This is a genomic window from Hydrocarboniphaga sp. FW305-C-57 (genome assembly GCF_058783045.1).
The window spans coordinates 324,107-342,097 of the sequence record NZ_JBYSYG010000004.1; the positions used below are offsets into that span (position 1 = coordinate 324,107).

Annotated in this window: 14 protein-coding genes; 4 read left to right on the forward strand and 10 right to left on the reverse strand. The window is 65.9% G+C overall.

Translation table 11 applies throughout. The features are described 5' to 3' along the window. Positions 1–34: 34 nt before the first annotated feature. The 7 genes from AC3WUM_RS10895 to AC3WUM_RS10925 all read right to left on the reverse strand — a co-directional run bounded on the left by AC3WUM_RS10895 (position 35) and on the right by AC3WUM_RS10925 (position 8,213). Complete coding sequence (locus AC3WUM_RS10895) at positions 35–1,177, reverse strand: hypothetical protein (RefSeq protein WP_492410319.1); 1,143 nt, start codon at positions 1,175–1,177, stop codon at positions 35–37. Positions 1,178–1,198: 21 nt separating this feature from the next. Further along, positions 1,199–2,206 (reverse strand): hypothetical protein, encoded by a 1,008-nt coding sequence (locus tag AC3WUM_RS10900; protein WP_492410320.1) that lies wholly within the window; start codon positions 2,204–2,206, stop codon positions 1,199–1,201. A gap of 111 nt (positions 2,207–2,317) precedes the next feature. Continuing rightward, complete coding sequence (locus tag AC3WUM_RS10905) at positions 2,318–3,388, reverse strand: DUF5924 family protein (RefSeq protein WP_492410321.1); 1,071 nt, start codon at positions 3,386–3,388, stop codon at positions 2,318–2,320. Between the two features lie 20 nt (positions 3,389–3,408). Next, positions 3,409–4,608, reverse strand: a complete 1,200-nt coding sequence (locus tag AC3WUM_RS10910) for an energy transducer TonB family protein (protein ID WP_492410323.1) — start codon at positions 4,606–4,608, stop codon at positions 3,409–3,411. Between the two features lie 133 nt (positions 4,609–4,741). After that, positions 4,742–6,727, reverse strand: coding sequence for an SDR family oxidoreductase (locus tag AC3WUM_RS10915; protein ID WP_492410324.1), 1,986 nt, complete (start codon positions 6,725–6,727; stop codon positions 4,742–4,744). A gap of 88 nt (positions 6,728–6,815) precedes the next feature. Continuing rightward, positions 6,816–7,643: an SDR family oxidoreductase gene (locus tag AC3WUM_RS10920; protein WP_492410325.1), complete on the reverse strand. Its 828-nt coding sequence runs from the start codon at positions 7,641–7,643 to the stop codon at positions 6,816–6,818. Between the two features lie 144 nt (positions 7,644–7,787). Continuing rightward, positions 7,788–8,213 (reverse strand): HIT domain-containing protein, encoded by a 426-nt coding sequence (locus tag AC3WUM_RS10925; RefSeq protein ID WP_492410326.1) that lies wholly within the window; start codon positions 8,211–8,213, stop codon positions 7,788–7,790. Between the two features lie 90 nt (positions 8,214–8,303). On the opposite strand from AC3WUM_RS10925, the gene AC3WUM_RS10930 reads away from it, so the two are divergent. Further along, complete coding sequence (locus AC3WUM_RS10930) at positions 8,304–8,945, forward strand: NAD(P)H-binding protein (RefSeq protein ID WP_492410327.1); 642 nt, start codon at positions 8,304–8,306, stop codon at positions 8,943–8,945. 6 nt (positions 8,946–8,951) lie between these two features. On the opposite strand, the gene AC3WUM_RS10935 is transcribed toward AC3WUM_RS10930, so the two are convergent. After that, the gene (locus AC3WUM_RS10935; RefSeq protein ID WP_492410328.1) at positions 8,952–10,337 is read right to left on the reverse strand and encodes a hypothetical protein; all 1,386 of its coding nucleotides are present in this window, start codon (positions 10,335–10,337) and stop codon (positions 8,952–8,954) included. Between the two features lie 97 nt (positions 10,338–10,434). On the opposite strand from AC3WUM_RS10935, the gene metH reads away from it, so the two are divergent. Both metH and AC3WUM_RS10945 read left to right on the forward strand, forming a co-directional pair. Continuing rightward, positions 10,435–14,268: a methionine synthase gene (gene metH / locus AC3WUM_RS10940; RefSeq protein WP_492410329.1), complete on the forward strand. Its 3,834-nt coding sequence runs from the start codon at positions 10,435–10,437 to the stop codon at positions 14,266–14,268. A 188-nt stretch (positions 14,269–14,456) separates the two neighbouring features. Next, on the forward strand, positions 14,457–15,119 hold the full coding sequence (locus tag AC3WUM_RS10945) for a hypothetical protein (protein WP_492410330.1): 663 nt from the start codon (positions 14,457–14,459) through the stop codon (positions 15,117–15,119). 40 nt (positions 15,120–15,159) lie between these two features. On the opposite strand, the gene AC3WUM_RS10950 is transcribed toward AC3WUM_RS10945, so the two are convergent. Both AC3WUM_RS10950 and AC3WUM_RS10955 read right to left on the reverse strand, forming a co-directional pair. Beyond that, the gene (locus tag AC3WUM_RS10950; protein ID WP_492410331.1) at positions 15,160–16,035 is read right to left on the reverse strand and encodes a class I SAM-dependent methyltransferase; all 876 of its coding nucleotides are present in this window, start codon (positions 16,033–16,035) and stop codon (positions 15,160–15,162) included. A 33-nt stretch (positions 16,036–16,068) separates the two neighbouring features. Continuing rightward, a complete protein-coding gene (locus tag AC3WUM_RS10955) occupies positions 16,069–16,551 on the reverse strand; it encodes an FKBP-type peptidyl-prolyl cis-trans isomerase (protein WP_007184602.1) in 483 nt (160 codons plus the stop codon). 338 nt (positions 16,552–16,889) lie between these two features. Here AC3WUM_RS10955 and AC3WUM_RS10960 point away from each other — a divergent pair, with 338 nt between their 5' ends. Continuing rightward, a complete protein-coding gene (locus tag AC3WUM_RS10960; RefSeq protein WP_492410333.1) occupies positions 16,890–17,990 on the forward strand; it encodes an efflux RND transporter periplasmic adaptor subunit in 1,101 nt (366 codons plus the stop codon). The last annotated feature ends 1 nt before the right edge of the window (position 17,991 follow it).

Genomic DNA, 17,991 nt, shown 5'->3' on the forward strand with positions numbered 1-17,991 from the left:
CGCGACAGCCCTCCTGCGGCAGGGGGTGGTCGCGCTATTTCAATAGGCCGCGAACCTTGTCGTAGCGACTAGACAGATCGTCGTACGACTCGCTCACTTTTTCCGACAGGGGAATGTTGACGAATAAACCCCAATCGTCGTTGCCATGAAGAGAGATGCCGAAGCTGTACTTGCTGTTGATATGAGCGGTGAGGGCTGCGCCGGCATCTGTGACCTTGGCTCGGTCGGTATAGACCAAGCCTACGGACAGGCCCAAGGCCCGTTGGACTTTTCCGGTTTCATCGTCCCATCTGAGCAACCAGTTGCGGCCGACGGCTTCGAGCAAAATTGCAGGTTTAAAGTGGTCGCCATTGGGCGCGCCTCCCGCATATTCCATCGCGACATCGAAGTGCGCCAAGATCCATTGCGACGTGGGCGGCGAACGCAGTGCTGGAGCCAGTCCCTGCTCGACCTCGTATTCCTTGGATGTCGCCCAGGCTTCCCAGGGATACTGGGGCAGGGTATCGGCGAAGAACGACTGCCATTTCTTGTTTGTCAGCGCGACATCCTTCGTCCACTTGTCTGTTTCGTACGCCGTGAGCTTCAACAGGACATCGCGCGTCGCGTAGATCGCCCTGATCGACTCGGCCGTGCGTTGCAGCGCATTCTCGCAGGCTTTTGATTCGTAACTGTCCTTGCAGAGTGAATCGTACGCATCGCTCAAGGCCACCACTTTGAGCTGAGGAAATGTGGCTATCGCATCGAGCCGGCCCCATTTGCCTTGCGAGTGGCTACGAACACTCCATTGGTTGTATTGGGCCAGAATCCCGGGATTGATACGCCCCGCTTCGGTTAGGAGCCTAAGCCGAGCGTCGATTTCATCGGCGATCGGTTTCTCTGCGCCGGTGGAAGTGCTTGCTATACGAGCCTCGTACTGCTTGCGAATAGCAATTACGTATGAGGTCGCCTGCTCGTTGGTAAACGATTCGTCTTCCTTGAGCTTGGACTTGCTGTCTTGAATCTGCTTGACGAGCGGGTCGAGGTCTCGAGCTTGCCCATAACACGTCAAGGCATCGTTGAGCTTGCCGTGCAACGCTACAGTGGAGTGCACGGGACTCAAAGGGCTGCATTGGGCCCACGCGGGCGAAATCGTGCAGGGAGCCGAGAGCAGCGCCAGAATCCGAATGGCTTTCTTCAATGAGAGGTCCATGGAGCACACTCACTTGCCAGTCAGAAAATCGACTTTCGCCATCAGCTCGAACAGTGAGCCCAAGGTGTCGTCATCTTTGAGTTCGCCATAGTCCGAGGCCAGCATCATCAGCTCATCGGATATTTTTCCGGCGAAGTCTCTCTTGCGGGCCTCGAAGACCGTGTCGCTGATCGCGTCGGGGCTCGTCAGGCTACGGAAAAACGGGACATGGACCGCCGGATGCGCCAGATAATCCATCAGCTCGTGTGGATTGCGGCTGGCCAGATGCTTAAATTCGCATTCGATATAGCGATCTGACTCGCTCAGGCCATACTTCCAGACATCCAAAGGAGCGAATTCCTTGGGCTTCCAGATTGGGTCAAGCTTGTTACGGGCATTGAGATAGTACTGACAGGCGCCCTGGCTTCTTTGATCGGCGGGCCGCACGATCGATTCATAGGCATCGTGATGTCCACCGATCTCGAGCAGACGGCTGACATTTGAAACCTGCAACAAGGAGAAGACCTGAAACTTCACGGGCCAGGGATTCTTCTGCTGGTTGTCCGCCCAAGCCTGCAGCGCCTGTTGAATGACGGCGGTTCCTAGCGAATGCGCGATGACGGAGAACTCGCGCGCCTCTCCGGCGTCAAAGTGCTGATTGATCGCATTCACTACATGGGTTGCGACTGATTCCTTAAATGTCGCCAAGTGATAGAACAGCAGAACATCCAGCACGTGGGTCGCCAGAAATGCATTGCCCGTGAGCTTCGAGGTCAGCTTCGCAAGCGCGGCCGACGGGAATCCGCCGAAGCCGTCCATCCTCTCGATGACCTTGTCGTTATGCGTCCCTAGCTTCTTCCTTTGCAGCTCGAAAATGCTGTCGTATCGGATCGGGATGAACAGAAAGCCGGTTAAAGGAAAATGGGTCGCGAGATCGCTGTAGCTGGACCAGAGCGTTTCAAGCTTCTCGACGTAAGCCTTGGCCCAATCGTCATCGTGCTTGCCCATTCCATGCAGCAGAAAAATCTTGTGCGCCATTTGATCCCCCCGGTTGATTGGTCCCCCAGGGGCAGATTAGTTGGTCAAGGCATCGAAACTTGAGACGTAGTGCGCAGTTGCACACCGATGCGCGGCCGATCGGACGAGCGGCTATTGCACCTTGAACCGCAGCCGCTCGATCAGCTGTCCGTCGGGCGTCAGCAGGTCGACGCGCCAGGCGCCGCGCGGGTCGGCCGGGAAGTTGCGCTTGCGGCTGTAGGTGCGCCAGCCGGCCTTGCCGCCGCCCTGGATTTCGGCGGCGATGCGATCGAGCTTCTTGCCGTTCTGCGACCACTGGAAGTAGACGGTCTGCTCGAGGCCCATCGGCGCCCGGATCGCGACGAAGGCGATCGCCCCGCGCGCTTTGAGCGCGGCGGCGCTGATGGTCCGCAGCCGCGCGCCGGGTGTGCGGTCTTCGACGCTCTGGGTCACCAAGCCTTCGGTCACCGACAGGCCGGCGGGCGGCACGTGAGAGCGCAGCAGCCACAGGCCGAGCGGGGCGAGCACGAAGGCGGTGAAGCCGAAGCGCCGCGCCTGCGGCGTGATCAGATCGCGCCAGGCCCCGCGCAGGCCGAGCACAATCCAGACGCCGGTGATGGCCAGTGCGAGCGGCAGCGCGTTCTCGAGCTGCACCTTGAGCGCGATCGGCAGCACCACGAGCGAGCAGACGAAGCTGCAATAGGCATGGAACAGCAGCGCGCGCGCCGGGCGATTGGCGATGTGCTTTTCGTAGATCGGGTCGATCACGCTGACGAACGCGGCGAGGCCCGCGAGCCCCGTGAACAGCCACTGGCCGATGTCGGGCTGGGTGGCGCCGGCCAGGAACGGCAGCGAGAAGAACAGCACCTCCTGCTGCAGCGACTGCGTGATCATCTGCAGTCCGTAGGGTGTCCACTTGGATGGAAAGCGGCGCAGCAGCCAGCCGCGCAGCCAGCCCTGGGCGAGCATCCACGGCCAGCCGAGCAGGGCGGTGAAGGCGATGTAGCGGGCCATGCCCTCGCCGCGGCGCACGAGCACGAAGCTCAGCACGCCGGCCAGGAACGAGGCCAGCGGCAACAGCCAGGGATGGCGTTCGAGCAGCACGAGCACGCGCGTGACGAGGCGCCGTATCCACGACCAGCGCGGGCGTCCTGCGACGGCCTTGCTTTCGAGTGGCGGGTTTTGCGGAAGAGGTTCGGACATTGCCGTGCGACCGCGATGAATCAGCGGTAGATCTGCACCGGGAAGCTCAGTTCGAGTTTTTGCTGCGGCATGTCCGACGATAGGCGCGGAACCGGCGACGCTCGCTGAATCACGGCGACCGCCTTGTCGTCGAGCCGGGGGTCGCCGGTGCTCTGGCTGACCGCGGCCTCGATCACGCGGCCGTTGCGGTCGACCGTGAAATGCACTTCCACGGTCATCCTCGGCGTCGCCCGGATCGCCTCGGCGAGCATCACCTGGTTGATCTGGAACAGGTGGTTCGTGAGCCGCTGGAAGAACGCGCTGCGATTGGCCACCGCCTCGCCCGGACCACGCTCGGGAGCCGCCCCTTCGCCGAGCACCGGGCCGCCGGCCGTCACCGGCGCCTGGTCGGGCAGCATGGGTGCTTCGGCGATCACGTCGGGCACGGCTCCGCGATAGGGCTCGGCCGGATTGAAGACCTTCGGCTGCGGGTCGTCGGCGCGCGGTCTCGGACGCGGTGCGGGGGCGACCTCCGGACGGCGCGTGAGCGGCTGGCGCGAGGCCTGCTCGATCGCCCGCTGCAGGGCGCGCTGCTCGCGCGCACGTTCTTCGGCCCTTGTGCGGTCCTGATCCCGGCGCGCCTGCTCGTCGGCCATGCGCTGCGCCTGGGCGAGCATGTCGCGGGCTTCCTGGGCCTGGTGCTCGGCATCGTCGTCCGGCTTCGGCGCGGCGGCAGGCCTGGTCGCCGGTTCCGGGGTTTGCGCAGCGACCGCATCAGCAGGCTTGCGGGCCTGACTCGCAAGCGCCGGTGTCGGTCCGTCCGCGAGGCGCAGTTCGGCGACGAAGCGCAGCTTTTCGGGCTGCGGATGCAGGCGCTCGTAGGCGGCCTGGGCTTCGTGGGCGGCGTCGGCGAGGCTCTGGCTCAGGCTCATCGCGGTGCTGCGCGCGGCCTGCGCCGGCGGCAGGCTGTCGGCTTTCCGACCCGAAGTGGACCGGGCGATGGAGCCGAGCTCGGTCACGAGCTCGAACTTGTTCACCGCCGGCAGCCTGATCGGAATGACCTCGCCGTGCGCGTCGGCGGGCGGCGGGGCCTCGCGGCCCTGGATGCGCTCGGCCAGCGTGTTGCCGAGTTGCCGGAGCGAGGGCAGCGCGATGAGGGCGATCACATGCAAGCCCATCGCCAGTACCAGCGAGGCTGGCAGGCGCATCGATGGCGGGGCTTGCAGGCGGAGCGCGGTCATTTGCACCCCACAGATTAAGGATTCTTCTGCGGAGTGTCGCGCAAGCGGCCGATATCGAAGCCTGCAAAGCCGGGTTACACCGCGATGCGGCTAACCCACCTCACAAAGCTCACAGGCGCAAGGCAGCGGCTGCTTACCAGTGCTCGCCCTTGAAGACGTTCGCGAACACGACTTGCTCGAGCGTCGGCTTCTGTCCTTCGCGACGGCCCTTGCGCGCGGCCGACGAGGACGGGAACAGCCGGAAGCCCCAGCTCAACACGTAGTCGTTGAGCTTGGGCCACAGCGCATAGCTGACCGAGGCGGCGGTGCCGAGCGTGGTGGCGATCGACTTCGGGCGTTCGAGCACCGCGCGCATCACGGTGTCGCCGGCGTCGTCGGGGCTCCAGGTCGGCACGTAGTCATAGATCTTGGTCGGCGCGATCATCGGCGTGCGCACGAGCGGCATGTAGATGGCCGTGGTGTGGATGTTGTGGCTGCGCACTTCGGCCGACAGGCAGCGCGTGAAGGCGTCGAGCGCCGCCTTGCTCGCCACGTAGGCCGAAAAGCGCGCCGCGTTGGCGAGCACGCCGATCGAGCTGATGTTGACGATGTGCCCGCTCTTGCGCTTGGCCATGCTCGGTAGCAGCTTCATGATCAGCCGCACGGCGCCGTAGTAGTTGAGCTCCATCGTGCGTTCGAAGTCGTGGAAGCGCGTGGTCGATTCCATCACCGCGCGGCGGATCGAACGGCCCGCGTTGTTGATCAGCACGTCCACGTGATCGAAGTCGGCGAGCACCTCATCGGCCATGCGATCGATGTCTTCCATGCTCGTGAGGTCGCAGCTGTAGACGTGCGCCTCGCCGCCGGCTTTTTCGATGACGGACTTGGCTTCCTCGAGTTTCTCGAGCGTGCGCGCGACGAGGATCACCTTGGCGCCCGCGGCCGCGAACTTCTTCGCCGCGTTGAAGCCGATGCCCGAGCTCGCGCCGGTCACGAGCACGACCTTGCCGGCGAGGCGCTGCATGGCCTGCGGCGGAATCTTCACGCGCAGGTCGAGGAACAGCTCCCAGTAGGCCCAGAGCTTGTCGGCGTAGTCGCGGATGTCCGGGCACTCGACGCCCGTGCCCTTGAGCGCGGCGCGCGCCTTCTTGTTGTCGAAGGCGGTGCGGTTGAACGCATAGCCGATCACCGACATCGGCACGCCGATGGTGTCGGCGATGCGCTTCTGCACGGCCTTCGGCACCACCTTGGCGACCTGCGAGCCGAGCGCGCGCACCGAGCTCGGAATCGCCGGCAGCTGGATCTTGGCCGCGAATTCGGGGCCATGCGCCACTTCCATGCAGATCGCGAGCAGCTCGCCGACGGTCGGCGACTTGTTCTGCATGAGATGGAAGCACTGGCCGTCGAGGCCTTTCTGATGCGCGATCGCATCGATGGCCTTGGCGACGAAATCGACCGGGGCGATCGGCATGCGGCCGCCTTCGATGCCGAGCAGCGGAATCCACTTCGGCACCTTGTGGCTGACCGTCTGCAGCGCCTTGAAGAAGTAGTAGGGGCCGTCGATCTTGTCCATTTCGCCGGTCACGCTGTGGCCGACGACGATGCCCGGACGATAGATGCGGAACGGCACCTTGCTCTCGTTGCGCACGATCGCTTCGGACTGAAACTTGGTGCGGTAGTACGGGTGATCGGTGCTCTGACCGACGTCGAACATGTCCTCGGTGAACTTGCCGACGTGCTCGCCGCCGGCCACCGCGATGCTCGAGACGTGGTGCAGCTTCACGTTGCCGCCGAGGTCGTTGACGAAGGCGACGACGTTGCGCGTGCCTTCGTTGTTGATGCGATCGGCGAGCTCGTCGCTCATCGTCATGTCGTAGAGCGCAGCCAGATGGAACACGTGGTCGATCTTGCCGGCGAGCTTCTTGAAATCGGACGCGCTGACGAGCCCCGGCTCGGTGACGTCGCCGATCACGGGCACGATGCGCGAGGCGTCGTCGCCATAGCGCAGCAGCTGGTTTTCGAGCTTGTCGCGCGAGGCTTCGCGCACGAGCACGTGAACGATGGCCCCCTCGCGAGCGAGCAGCGACTCGAGCAGGAACTTGCCGATGAAGCCGGTCGCGCCGGTGACGAAGTAGTTCATGGTTCTCCTTAGGTGTTTCTGCGGGCCGGCGGCGGGCCGTCGGGCACTGTTGTTATGAGTTTGTCGAGGCCGATCTTATCGTCAGGTCTCAGCTTTTGGGACGGCCTTCGAAGTCATCCATGCTGTGGTAGATGCCGAAGATCCGGTCGGCAATGAAATCCCACAGCGCCAGCGGCAGCAGGCCGCGCGCGAGCATCGCCAGGCGCACCGTCCAGGGCATCGTCAGCAGCGGCTTGCCGACCTTCATCGCCTGCCAGACGCGATTCGTCACCACGTCGGGCGTCAGGATCGGGGTGAACAGCGGCGCCTTGGCGCCACTGAACATGCCGGTGGAAATGTAGCTCGGGCACACGGTCGTCACCTTCACGTGCGCGTGGCCGGCCTGCTTGAGCTCGAGCCGCAGCGAATCGCTCCAGCCGATCGCAGCCCACTTGCTCGCGCAATAAACGCTCATGCGCGGATTGGCGACGGTGCCCGCGGCCGAAGCGATGTTGACGATGCGGCTCTCGCGCTTGTTGGCGATCATCGCCGGCAGGAAGGCGCGCGCGATGTACATGATGGCCAGCGTGTTGATCGCCATCGTCGGCCAGATGTCACGCCGGTTGTCGTGTTCCCAGAAGAATTTGCCGCGAATGATGCCGGCGTTGTTGAACAGCAGGTCGATGTCGCCGATTTCGCGCTGCACCTGCGCGGCGGCCTGCTCGATGCTCTCCAGGTTCGAGACATCGACGGTATACGCGAACACCGCGCCACCGGCCGCCTTGAGCTCGGCCACCGCGGTATCGAGCGCGGCCTGGTTGATGTCCCAGAGCACCACCGCGGCGGCTTTCTCGCGCACCGCGAGGTCGGCATAGAGCCGGCCCATGCCCATCGCGGCGCCGGTGATCAGGACCTTCTTGCCTGCAACGCTATCCATCCGATTCGCTCCATCGTGGTGAGAGCCGCGGTCGTGCGGGGTGCAGCAAATTCGAGCTCGAACTGCCGCAGTGTGGCCGGCTGCGCGCAGTGTAGGCACGGCCGAAGACGCTGCAATGTCGGTGCCGCCAGGACCTGGGCGGTCCTATAGCCAGTGCCAGTCTGCGGTAAGCCGGGTTTTCAACGACTGAATGCGCCGCTCGCGTGCAGCCTCATCGTAGGCGACCGCCGGATGCCGGCCCCACACCGGGCCCGGCCAGGCCGCATCGCTCGAAAAGCGCACGATGTGATGCACGTGCAGTTGCGGAACCAGGTTGCCGAGCGCGGCGACGTTGAGCTTGTCGCCGCCGAAGGCCTGCATCGCCGCCCGGCCGAGCGTGCTCGATTCGAGCAGCAGCTGGGCCTGGTCGGCGGCGTCGAGTTGGTAGATTTCGCGAATGTCGCTGCGCCGCGGAACCAGGATGAACCATGGGTAGCGCGCGTCCTTGCTCAGCAGCAGCCGGCTCAGCGGCGCGTCGGCGAGGGCGAAGCTGTCGGCAGCGAGCTGCGGATGCAGCGCGAAATCGGTCATGAGTCGGAGCGCTCGGTGTCGGTCGGTGGCGGCCATGATGGCCCGAGCCGGTGGCATCATGCAGGCCTTGCGACCCGATCCGGAATTTCGATGACCCGACACGCGCTCCTTGCCGGCTCCACCGGCCTGATCGGTTCGCAGCTGCTGCGCCGCCTGCTCGCCGATGCGCGCTTCGATCGCGTGACCGTGCTCGTGCGCCGGCCGCTCGCGCAGGCGCATCCCAAGCTCACGACCATCGTCACCGATTTTGGCGATCTCGAAGGCCTCGGCTCCGCGCTGCAGGCCGACGACGTGTTCTGCTGCCTCGGCACCACGCGCGCCAAGGCCGGATCGAAGCAGGCTTTCGAGGCGGTCGATTACGAACTCGTGATGCGCCTGGCGCGCGCGACGAAGGCCGCCGGCAGCCGGCAGTTCCTCGTCGTGTCGGCAATGGGTGCGAGCGTCGATTCGATGGCCTTCTACAGCCAGGTCAAGGGCCGCGTCGAACGCGATCTGCGCACCATCGGCTTTGCCTCGCTGCACATTTTCCGGCCCTCGCTGCTGCTCGGCGAGCGTGCCGAAAGCCGCATGCTCGAAGGCCTCGGCCAGCGCCTCGCGCCGGTGATCGGCGGGCTGATTCCGCAGCGCTACAAGCCCGTCGAGGCCGACACGGTCGCCGCCGCGCTGCTGCAGGCCGCGGTCAGCGAACAGCCCGGCGCGCACGTGCACGAGGCGCCGTTCGCGACGGGCTGAACCGGCTCAAACCTCCGGCAGCTCGATGCGGCTCACGCCCGGAAACTCGGGCTTGCCAGGCATGTTCGCGGCGGGCTGGGCGGCGGCGCTCGTCGCGCCCGGCAGGCTGCGCAGCTCGTCGAAGGCCTCGCGCAAAAACTGCAGCGCCTCGTCGATGCGGGCCCGCTGCAGGCCTGCGCGAAACAGCACTTCGGCCATGCGATTGAGCTGGGCTTCGAGATCGCGCACGCGGGCGTTCTGGCGATCGGTCAGCGTCGCGAGCACGGGTTCGAGCGTGGCGATCGCCTCGTTCCATTCCTCGCCGGCACCGCTTTGCTGCAACCAGGCGCGCGTCAGCAGGGGCGCCCACACGTCCTGCAGGAAGCGCTGGCCGGCGGCCGGAAGTGCGTGGATCACGCCGATGCGCGTGATTTCGTCGGCGACGCGCCGGCGCGCCTCGCCGAGCCGGGCGTCCTGCTGTTCGCGGCGCAGGGTCTGCAGCTGATCGAGCGCGCCGGCGATGCGTTCGCTTGAGAGCATGGGCAATTGCGCCAGGCCCAGCGCGACGAAGCCGGCGCCGAGGCTCAGCCGGCCGAGCAGCTGTTCGAGTTCGCGCGGGCGGTGCAGGCTCAGGCGCACCGGGTGCGCGGTGTTGACGAGGAAATCCGGGTCGGCGAGCGCGAGCTTGGCGAGTGCGAACAGTGCCTCGTCGGACAGCTCGGCGAGGCCTTCGACGATGCGTCCGAGCAGGCCCAGGCGCTGGCCGATCACGGGCGATTCGGGCGCCTCTGCGAGCAGTCGGGCTGCCAGATCGGCGTCGGCTCCGCTGCGGGCCGCGATGCGATCGAGCAGCGCCGAGAGACGCGGATCGATAGCCATATCGGCACCGACCGGCGCTTCGGCGAGCGGCACCAGGCTCAGCGCGGTGGTCAGCAGCGCGGGCAGGCGCTCGGCCAGCGTCGCCGCATGCGTTTCGAGCCGGGCCAGGCGCGCGTCAAGCGTGAGCGGCAACTCCTGCAGGGCCTCGACGAAGCAGCGCAGCAGCGCGTCGGGCGACAGCGCCGAAGCGGCCAGCGCCGCGCCGTGCGCATTGCCGGCCTGGACGCGACGCCGCCAGGCCAGCAGCGGGGCCGTGACCGCTGGCTGCAGCGACTGGTCGAGCGCGTTGCGCCGCAGGTCGAGTTCGAGCGCTTCGGAAGGCGTCAGTGCGAGTCGCTGCAGGGCGCGCTGCTCGCTGCCGCCCTGCAGTGGGACCGGCGCGGCTTCGAGATGGGCGAGCAGCAGCCGGCGATAGCGACGACTCAGCGCCTCCTGCGCCGGTTTCGACAGCCCGCCGAGCGCGGGTGCGAGCAGGGTTTCGTGTTCGGTCTGCAGCCAGTTGCGCAGCGTGTCCAGCGAGGTGGAAGCGGTCATGGGCGACAGGGCAGGTACGGACGTTCAGTATGCGCGCCGGCGGTCGCATCCGAGCAAGCGTATCCGTCTATCCGCATAAAGAGATAAAATTCGCCGCATGTACGACGCCACGCCTTCCAGCCCAGCCCGGTCCGATCCGGACCTTCGCCCCGATGCCACCGAGGCGCTCACGCGCCTGCTCGCCGAGCGCGTGCTCGTGCTCGATGGGGCCATGGGCACGATGATCCAGCGCTACAAGCTCGAGGAAGCCGACTACCGTGGCGAACGCTTCGCCGACTGGCATCGCGACCTCAAGGGCAACAATGATCTTCTGGTGCTCACGCAGCCGCAGATCATTCGCGAGATCCATCGCCAGTATCTCGAAGCGGGCGCCGACCTGATCGAGACCAACACCTTCAACGCGCAGGTGATCTCGCTCGCCGACTACGGCATGGAAGCGCTGGCTTACGAGATGAACTTCGCCGCCGCGAGGCTCGCGCGCGAAGCGGCCGACGAGGTGGCCGCCGCGAGCGGCAGGCCGCGCTTCGTCGCCGGCGCGCTCGGGCCGACCAACCGCACCGCAAGCATCTCGCCGGACGTCAACGATCCGGGCTTTCGCAACGTCAGCTACGACGAACTCGTCGATGCGTATCTCGAACAGGCCAACGGCCTCGTCGACGGCGGCAGCGACATCCTGCTGATCGAAACCATCTTCGACACGCTCAACGCCAAGGCCGCGATCTTCGCGTGTGAGCGCCTGTTCGAGCAGCGCGGCCGCCGCTGGCCGGTGATGATCTCGGGCACCATCACCGACGCCTCGGGCCGCACCTTGTCGGGCCAGGTCACCGAAGCGTTCTGGGCTTCGGTGCGCCACGCACGCCCCTTGTCGATCGGCCTGAACTGCGCGCTCGGCGGCAAGGACATGCGCCCGTACATCGCCGAACTCTCGCGGCTCGCCGATTGCCACGTGTCCTGCTATCCGAACGCCGGTCTGCCGAATGCCTTCGGCGAATACGACGAAACGCCCGAAGACACCGCGGGCATCATTCGCGAATTCACCGAAGCGGGCCTCGTCAACATCGTCGGCGGTTGCTGCGGCACCTCGCCGGGTCACATCGGCGCGATGGCGAAGGCCGTCGCGGGCCTGGCTCCGCGCAAGCCCGTGCCGCACGACGGCATCACCAAGCTGTCGGGTCTCGAGCCGCTGAACCTTACGTCGGCGATCCGCTTCGTCAACGTCGGCGAGCGCACCAACGTCACCGGTTCGGCGAAGTTTCGCGATCTGATCAAGGCCGGCGATTACGCGACCGCGCTGAACATCGCGCGCCAGCAGGTCGAGAGTGGCGCGCAGGTCGTCGACGTCAACATGGACGAAGGCATGCTCGACGGCGTCGCGGCGATGGAGCGCTTCCTGAAGCTCATCGCGGCCGAGCCCGACATTTCGCGCGTGCCGGTGATGATCGATTCCTCGAAGTGGGAGGTCATCGAAGCCGGCCTCAAGTGCGTGCAGGGCAAGCCCATCGTCAACTCGATCTCGATGAAAGAGGGCGAGGAAAAATTTGTGCGCGAGGCCAGGCTCTGCCGCCAGTACGGCGCGGCCGTTGTCGTCATGGCCTTCGACGAGCAAGGCCAGGCCGATACGCTCGAACGCCGCAAGGACATCTGCGGCCGCGCGTACCGGATTCTCGTCGAGCAAGTGGGCTTCCCGCCCGAAGACATCATCTTCGATCCGAACGTGTTCGCAGTCGCGACGGGCATCGAAGCGCACAACAACTACGGCGTCGATTTCATCGAAGCCGCGCGCTGGATCAAGCAGAACCTGCCCGGCGCGCACATCAGCGGCGGCGTGTCGAACGTGTCGTTCTCGTTCCGCGGCAACAACCCCGTGCGAGAGGCGATCCACAGCGTGTTCCTGTTCCACGCGATCAACGCGGGCATGGACATGGGTATCGTCAACGCGGGTGCGCTCGTCGTTTACGACACGCTCGATCCGGAGCTGCGCGAACGCATCGAGGACGTGATCCTCAATCGCCGTGCCGACGGCACCGAGCGCCTGCTCGAAATCGCCGGTAAGTTCAAAGGCGATGGAGCGAAGCAGGAAGCGGCCGACGAAGCCTGGCGTTCGCTGCCGCTCGGCGAGCGCATCACGCATGCGCTCGTGAAGGGCATCGACCAGTACGTCGAAGCCGACACCGAATTGCTGCGCGCCGAGATCGCCGCGCGTGGCGGCCGGCCGATCGAAGTCATCGAGGGCCCGCTCATGAACGGCATGAACGTGGTCGGCGATCTGTTCGGCGCAGGCAAGATGTTCCTGCCGCAGGTGGTCAAGTCCGCGCGCGTGATGAAGAAGGCCGTGGCCTATCTGATCCCGTTCATCGAGGCCGAGAAGAAGCCCGGAGACGTTGCGCGTTCCAAGGGCAAGATCCTGATGGCGACGGTCAAGGGCGACGTGCACGACATCGGCAAGAACATCGTCGGCGTGGTGCTTCAGTGCAACAACTACGAGGTCATCGATCTCGGCGTGATGGTGCCGGGCCAGAAGATTCTCGATGCGGCGCGCGAACACGAGGTCGACATCATCGGCCTGTCGGGCCTGATCACGCCGAGCCTCGACGAAATGGTCTCGCTTGCCAAGGAAATGCAGCGCCAGGGCTTTTCGATTCCGCTGCTGATCGGCGGTGCGACGACCTCGCGCGCGCATACGGCCGTGAAGGTGTCGCCGCAGTACCAAGGGCCGATCGTCTGGGTCAAGGACGCCTCGCGCTCGGTGCCGATCGCATCGGCCCTGCTGTCGGACGAGCAGCGGCCCAAGCTCATGGCCGAGGTGAACAAGGAATACGCGGCGATCCGCGAGCGCCACGCGAACAAGGACCGCGCCGAGAAATTCCTGAGCCTCGATGCGGCGCGCGCGAATCGCACGCCGGTCGACTGGAACACGTACAGGCCGTTCCGTCCGCGCATGTTGCTGCAGCAGGCGATGGACGTTTGCGATGGTCCGCATTGCGATCACCACCATCACGCGCCGACGCAGTTCGTCAAAGTGCTGCACGACTATCCGCTCGCCGAGCTGCGTGATTACATCGACTGGCAGCCGTTCTTCATCGCCTGGGAATTGAAGGGCCGTTTCCCCGATCTGCTCAACAACCCCGCCACCGGCGAAGCCGCGCGCAAGCTCTGGGACGATGCGCAGGCGATGCTCGACCGCATCATCGACGAGAAGTGGCTGCGCGCGAACGCGGTGTTCGGCCTGTTCCCGGCCAATGCGGTCGACGGCGACGACATCGCGGTCTACGCGGACGAGTCGCGCACGACCGAGATCGCGCGCCTGCACAACCTGCGCCAGCAGAGCGAGCATCGCGCGGGCGTTCCGCATCGCTGCCTCGGCGATTACGTCGCGCCGCGTGACACCGGCCTGCACGACTACGTCGGCGCGTTCGCGGTGACCACGGGCCTGGGTTCGGCCGAGAAAGTCGAAGCCTTCAAGAAGGCCAACGACGATTACAGCGCGATCCTGCTCGAGTCGCTCGCCGATCGCCTGGCCGAAGCCTTCGCCGAGCGCCTGCATCAGCGCGTGCGCAAGGAATGGTGGGGCTACGCGCCCGACGAGCATCTCGACAACCAGGCGCTGATCGCCGAGCAGTACATCGACAACGGCGGCGGCATCCGACCGGCACCGGGTTATCCGGCTTGCCCCGAGCACACCGAGAAGGCGACGCTCTGGAAGCTGCTCGAGGTCGAGAAGAACGCGAACATCGAACTCACCGAAAGCTACGCGATGTGGCCGGGCGCCGCGGTGTCGGGCTGGTATTTCTCGCATCCGCAATCGCAGTACTTCGTCGTCGGCCGCATCAACAAGGACCAGGTCGCCGATTACGCGCGTCGCAAGGGCTGGACGCTCGCCGAAGCCGAGAAGTGGCTCGCGCCGAATCTCGGCTACGAGCCCGAGGACTAGCCGGGCGCGGTCGTCGCAGTCGTGTCGAAGTAATCCGCAGCCGGGCGTGCGAGGGCTTTCCGGCAACGCAGGGATGGTCGCTGCCCGGGCGACGTTCGTCGCCGCCAGGCGACCTGTGGGCGGGCCTGCCATGCTGCAAGGCAGCACGGCGGACTTACCATCGGATCATCCGCCGATCCCGTTTCTGCATGAGCCTTCTGAGCGAACAAGCCGATCCCCCCGAATCCACCGCCGCTGCGCCGATGCGCAAGCGCGTGGCCTGGATGGTGATGGTGCTCGGCCTGTGCTCGGTGACCGCTGGCGCCCTGGCCCTGATCGGCCAGCCCGAGCCGCCGCATCCCGAGACCGCAGCCTATACCGACCGGCAGCTCGGAATCGCGCTCACGGCCGGCTTCGCGAGTTATCAGAGCGTCGATGCGGTGACCGCCAAGCTCGCCGAACAGGGCGTGGACGCCACGCACCGGCGCATTGCGCGTCCTGCCAGCCCGCGCTACCCGATGCATGTGCTCGACACGCTGAGCCTCGATTACGCCCTGCTCGGCACCAGGGGCCGGCTGACGATCGAGTTCTTCAACGACCGGCTCTACGAAATCGGTTTCACGCCCGAAGACGCCAGCGTCTGTGCGGCCGAGCTCAGGCAGGAAGAGCCGCAGCTGCGCCGCGACCGCAACGGCCGCGCCGAACGCAGCGAGGGCAACCTGCGCATCGCGAGCAACGTCGACCTGGCGATCAGCAGCGTCGGCCGCAGCCTGCGTACCGAGCCCTACGTGCTCTGGCAGGACCAGCGGCTGATCCGCGAGCGCGACGACTGGGATGCGAAATTCGGGGCGATCCCCTTCCCGGCTCCTTGAGCCGGGAAGCGATTGACGCAGCGGCTCTCCTTGAGCCGCCCTACTGATCGCTCGGCATCGGCGCCGGCGCGTTCGGATCGGGTTTCACGAACTTGAGCGTCATGCGATCCGACTCGCCGATCGCGAGGTAGTGGTCGCGATTGGTTTCGCCGAGGCGCAGGGTCGGCGGCAGCGTCCAGACGCCGGCCGGATGGTTCTTGGTGTCCTTCGGGTTCGCGTTGATCTCTTCCCAGCCCACGTAGGCGAAGCCGGCCGCGGTGGCGAGCTCGATCACGTAGTCCTGCGGCACATAGCCGGTGCGGATGATCTGCGAGCGCGGAATTTCGTCGGCGACGGCCCGGTGCTCGACCACGCCGAGCACCCCGCCCGGCTTCAGCGTGCGGTAGAACGCGGCGAACATCTCGCGCTCGGTGTCGTTCTGCAGCCAGTTGTGCACGTTGCGGAACGTCAGTACGAGGTCGGCCGAATTCGGCGGCGCCGGCTGCCAGAAGTTCGGCGCGCCGATCGCGCTGACCGTCACGCGCGAATAGAGCTCCGGATGTGCGGCGATCGCCTTGCGGTAGGCGGCGAGCGTCTGCTTCTGGTAGTCCGGAGCCGACGGCGTGTCCGGATACTGGGCGGCGATGTAGCGTCCGCGCGCGGCCAGGAACGGAGCGAGGATCTCGGAATACCAGCCGCCGCCCGGCCAGACCTCGACCACCGTCATGTCGTTCTCGATGCCGAAGAACTGCAGCGTCTCGAGCGGATGACGGTAGCGGTCGCGCAGCCGGTTCTGCTCGCGGTACGGCGCGGCGATCGCCTGTTCGAGCGTGATGACCGGCGGCTGGAACTGCTTGGGAGCCGGCTCCTGCGCGCAGGAGCCCAGCAACAAGGCCGTCGCGGCGACCGCGACGGAAACAACGCTGCGCATCGACATGCCTTTGCTTGGCCTTTGCTTGAAGCCGGACGCTTAGTGGTGGTGGCCGCCTTCGCCGTGGACGTGGCCGTGCGCGAGTTCTTCCTCGCTGGCCTCGCGAACCTGGGTGATCTCGACGTCGAAGTTGAGCGTCTCGCCGGCCAGCGGGTGATTGCCGTCGACGGTGACCATGTCGCCGGCCACGCGGGTGACGGTAACGCGCGTCGGGCCCTGCGGACCCTGGGCGGTGAAGCTCATGCCCGGCTTGATGTCCTTGATGCCCTGGAAGGCGCGGCGCGGCACTTCCTGGACCAGGCGCGCGTCGCGCTCGCCATAGCCTTCGGCCGGGGCGACGGTGACCTTGAGCTTGTCACCGGCCACCTTGCCGAGCAGTTCTTTTTCGAGACCCGGGATGATGTTGCCCGAGCCGTGGAGGTAGGCCAGCGGGGAGCCGCCGCTGGAGGAATCGAGAACTTCGCCCCGATCGTTCGTGAGGGTGTAATGGAACGAAACGACGCTACGGTCGGCGATCTGCATGTCTGAGCTCGGCTATGAAAGATGAACCTGCCTGCGGAAGGCAGGACGAAATCGGGCCGCTATGGTAGCCCAAGCCACCCGCGGAGCCCGAACGGCCGACCGCGATCTGGACTTGCAACCCTGGGCCGGCGATCCGCATCCAATGCTTCGATTTCTGACGCTTCGGCCGGCGGCGAGTTCCGCCACTGGATCGTCGAATTGACCTATAAAGCGGCCAATTCGACGGCCGGCAATGGCCTTCCAAGCAGCAATCCATAACGAATCAACAACTTGAACAGGGAGCTGGCGCTGGCATGGAGCATGAAACACCGTCGTTCGAACCGAGCCTTTCCATCCGAATGAACACCATCCGCACTGTCGTCGTCCCCGCCTTGTTGCTGAGCCTCGCCCTGCTGTCCGGCTGCAAGACCGGTGACAAGGCCGAAGACAAGAAGGAGGAGGCGGCGATTCCGGTCGAAGTCGCCGCCGTCGCGGTCGGGGCCATCGACGCGGCCTACCGCGGCACCGCGACGCTCGAGGCCGAGAACGAGGCCACCGTGCTGGCCAAGCAGAGCGGAACGGTCGAACAGGTGTTCGTCGAAGAGGGCGACCGCGTGCGCGCCGGCCAGGTGCTCGCCCGGCTCGAGTCCGACAAGCTGCGCTTCGAGCGCGCGCGCGCGCAGGCCGACGTCGACCGGCTCGAGCAGGACTTCACGCGCCTGAAGTCGGTCTACCAGCGCAACCTGGTTTCGCGCGAGGCCTACGACAAGACCCAGTACGAGCTTTCGGGCGCGCGCGCCGCCGCCGACCTCGCCTCGCTGGCGCTGCGCGAGTCCGAACTGCGCGCCCCGTTCGACGGCATCGTCACCGCGCGCTACGTCAAGCGCGGCAACCTGATCCAGCCGAACACGCAGGCCTTCCGGATCACCCAGATGGACCGGCTGCGCGCCGCCGTCTACGTGCCCGAGCGCGACATCCACAAGCTCAAGACCGAGCATCCGGTGAAGCTCACGGTCGACGCCTGGCCCGGCAAGGTCTTCACGGGCACCGTGCTGCTGATCAACCCGGTCATCGACGCGAGCACCGGCACGGTCAAAGTCACCGTGAACATCGATGCGAAGCAGTCCGAGCTGCGTCCGGGCATGTTCGCGCGCACCGAGATTCTCTACGACCACCGCGAGCAGGCGCTGCTGATTCCGCGCGATGCGGTGCTGACCGAAGACGCCGCCGAATCGGTCTACGTGGTCGCGGGCGGTCATGCGCGCCGGCGCCTGATCCGCATCGGCTACGGCGACGCGGGCAACTTCGAAGTGCTCGAAGGCCTGAAAGCCGGCGAACAGGTGGTCACCACCGGCCAGACCAGCCTCAAGGACGGCGCCAAGGTGCAGGTGGTGACGCCGCTGAAGGAAGCGCCGGCCGCCGCGCCCGCGGCGCCTGCCGCAGCCCCGCAAGAAGGCTGAG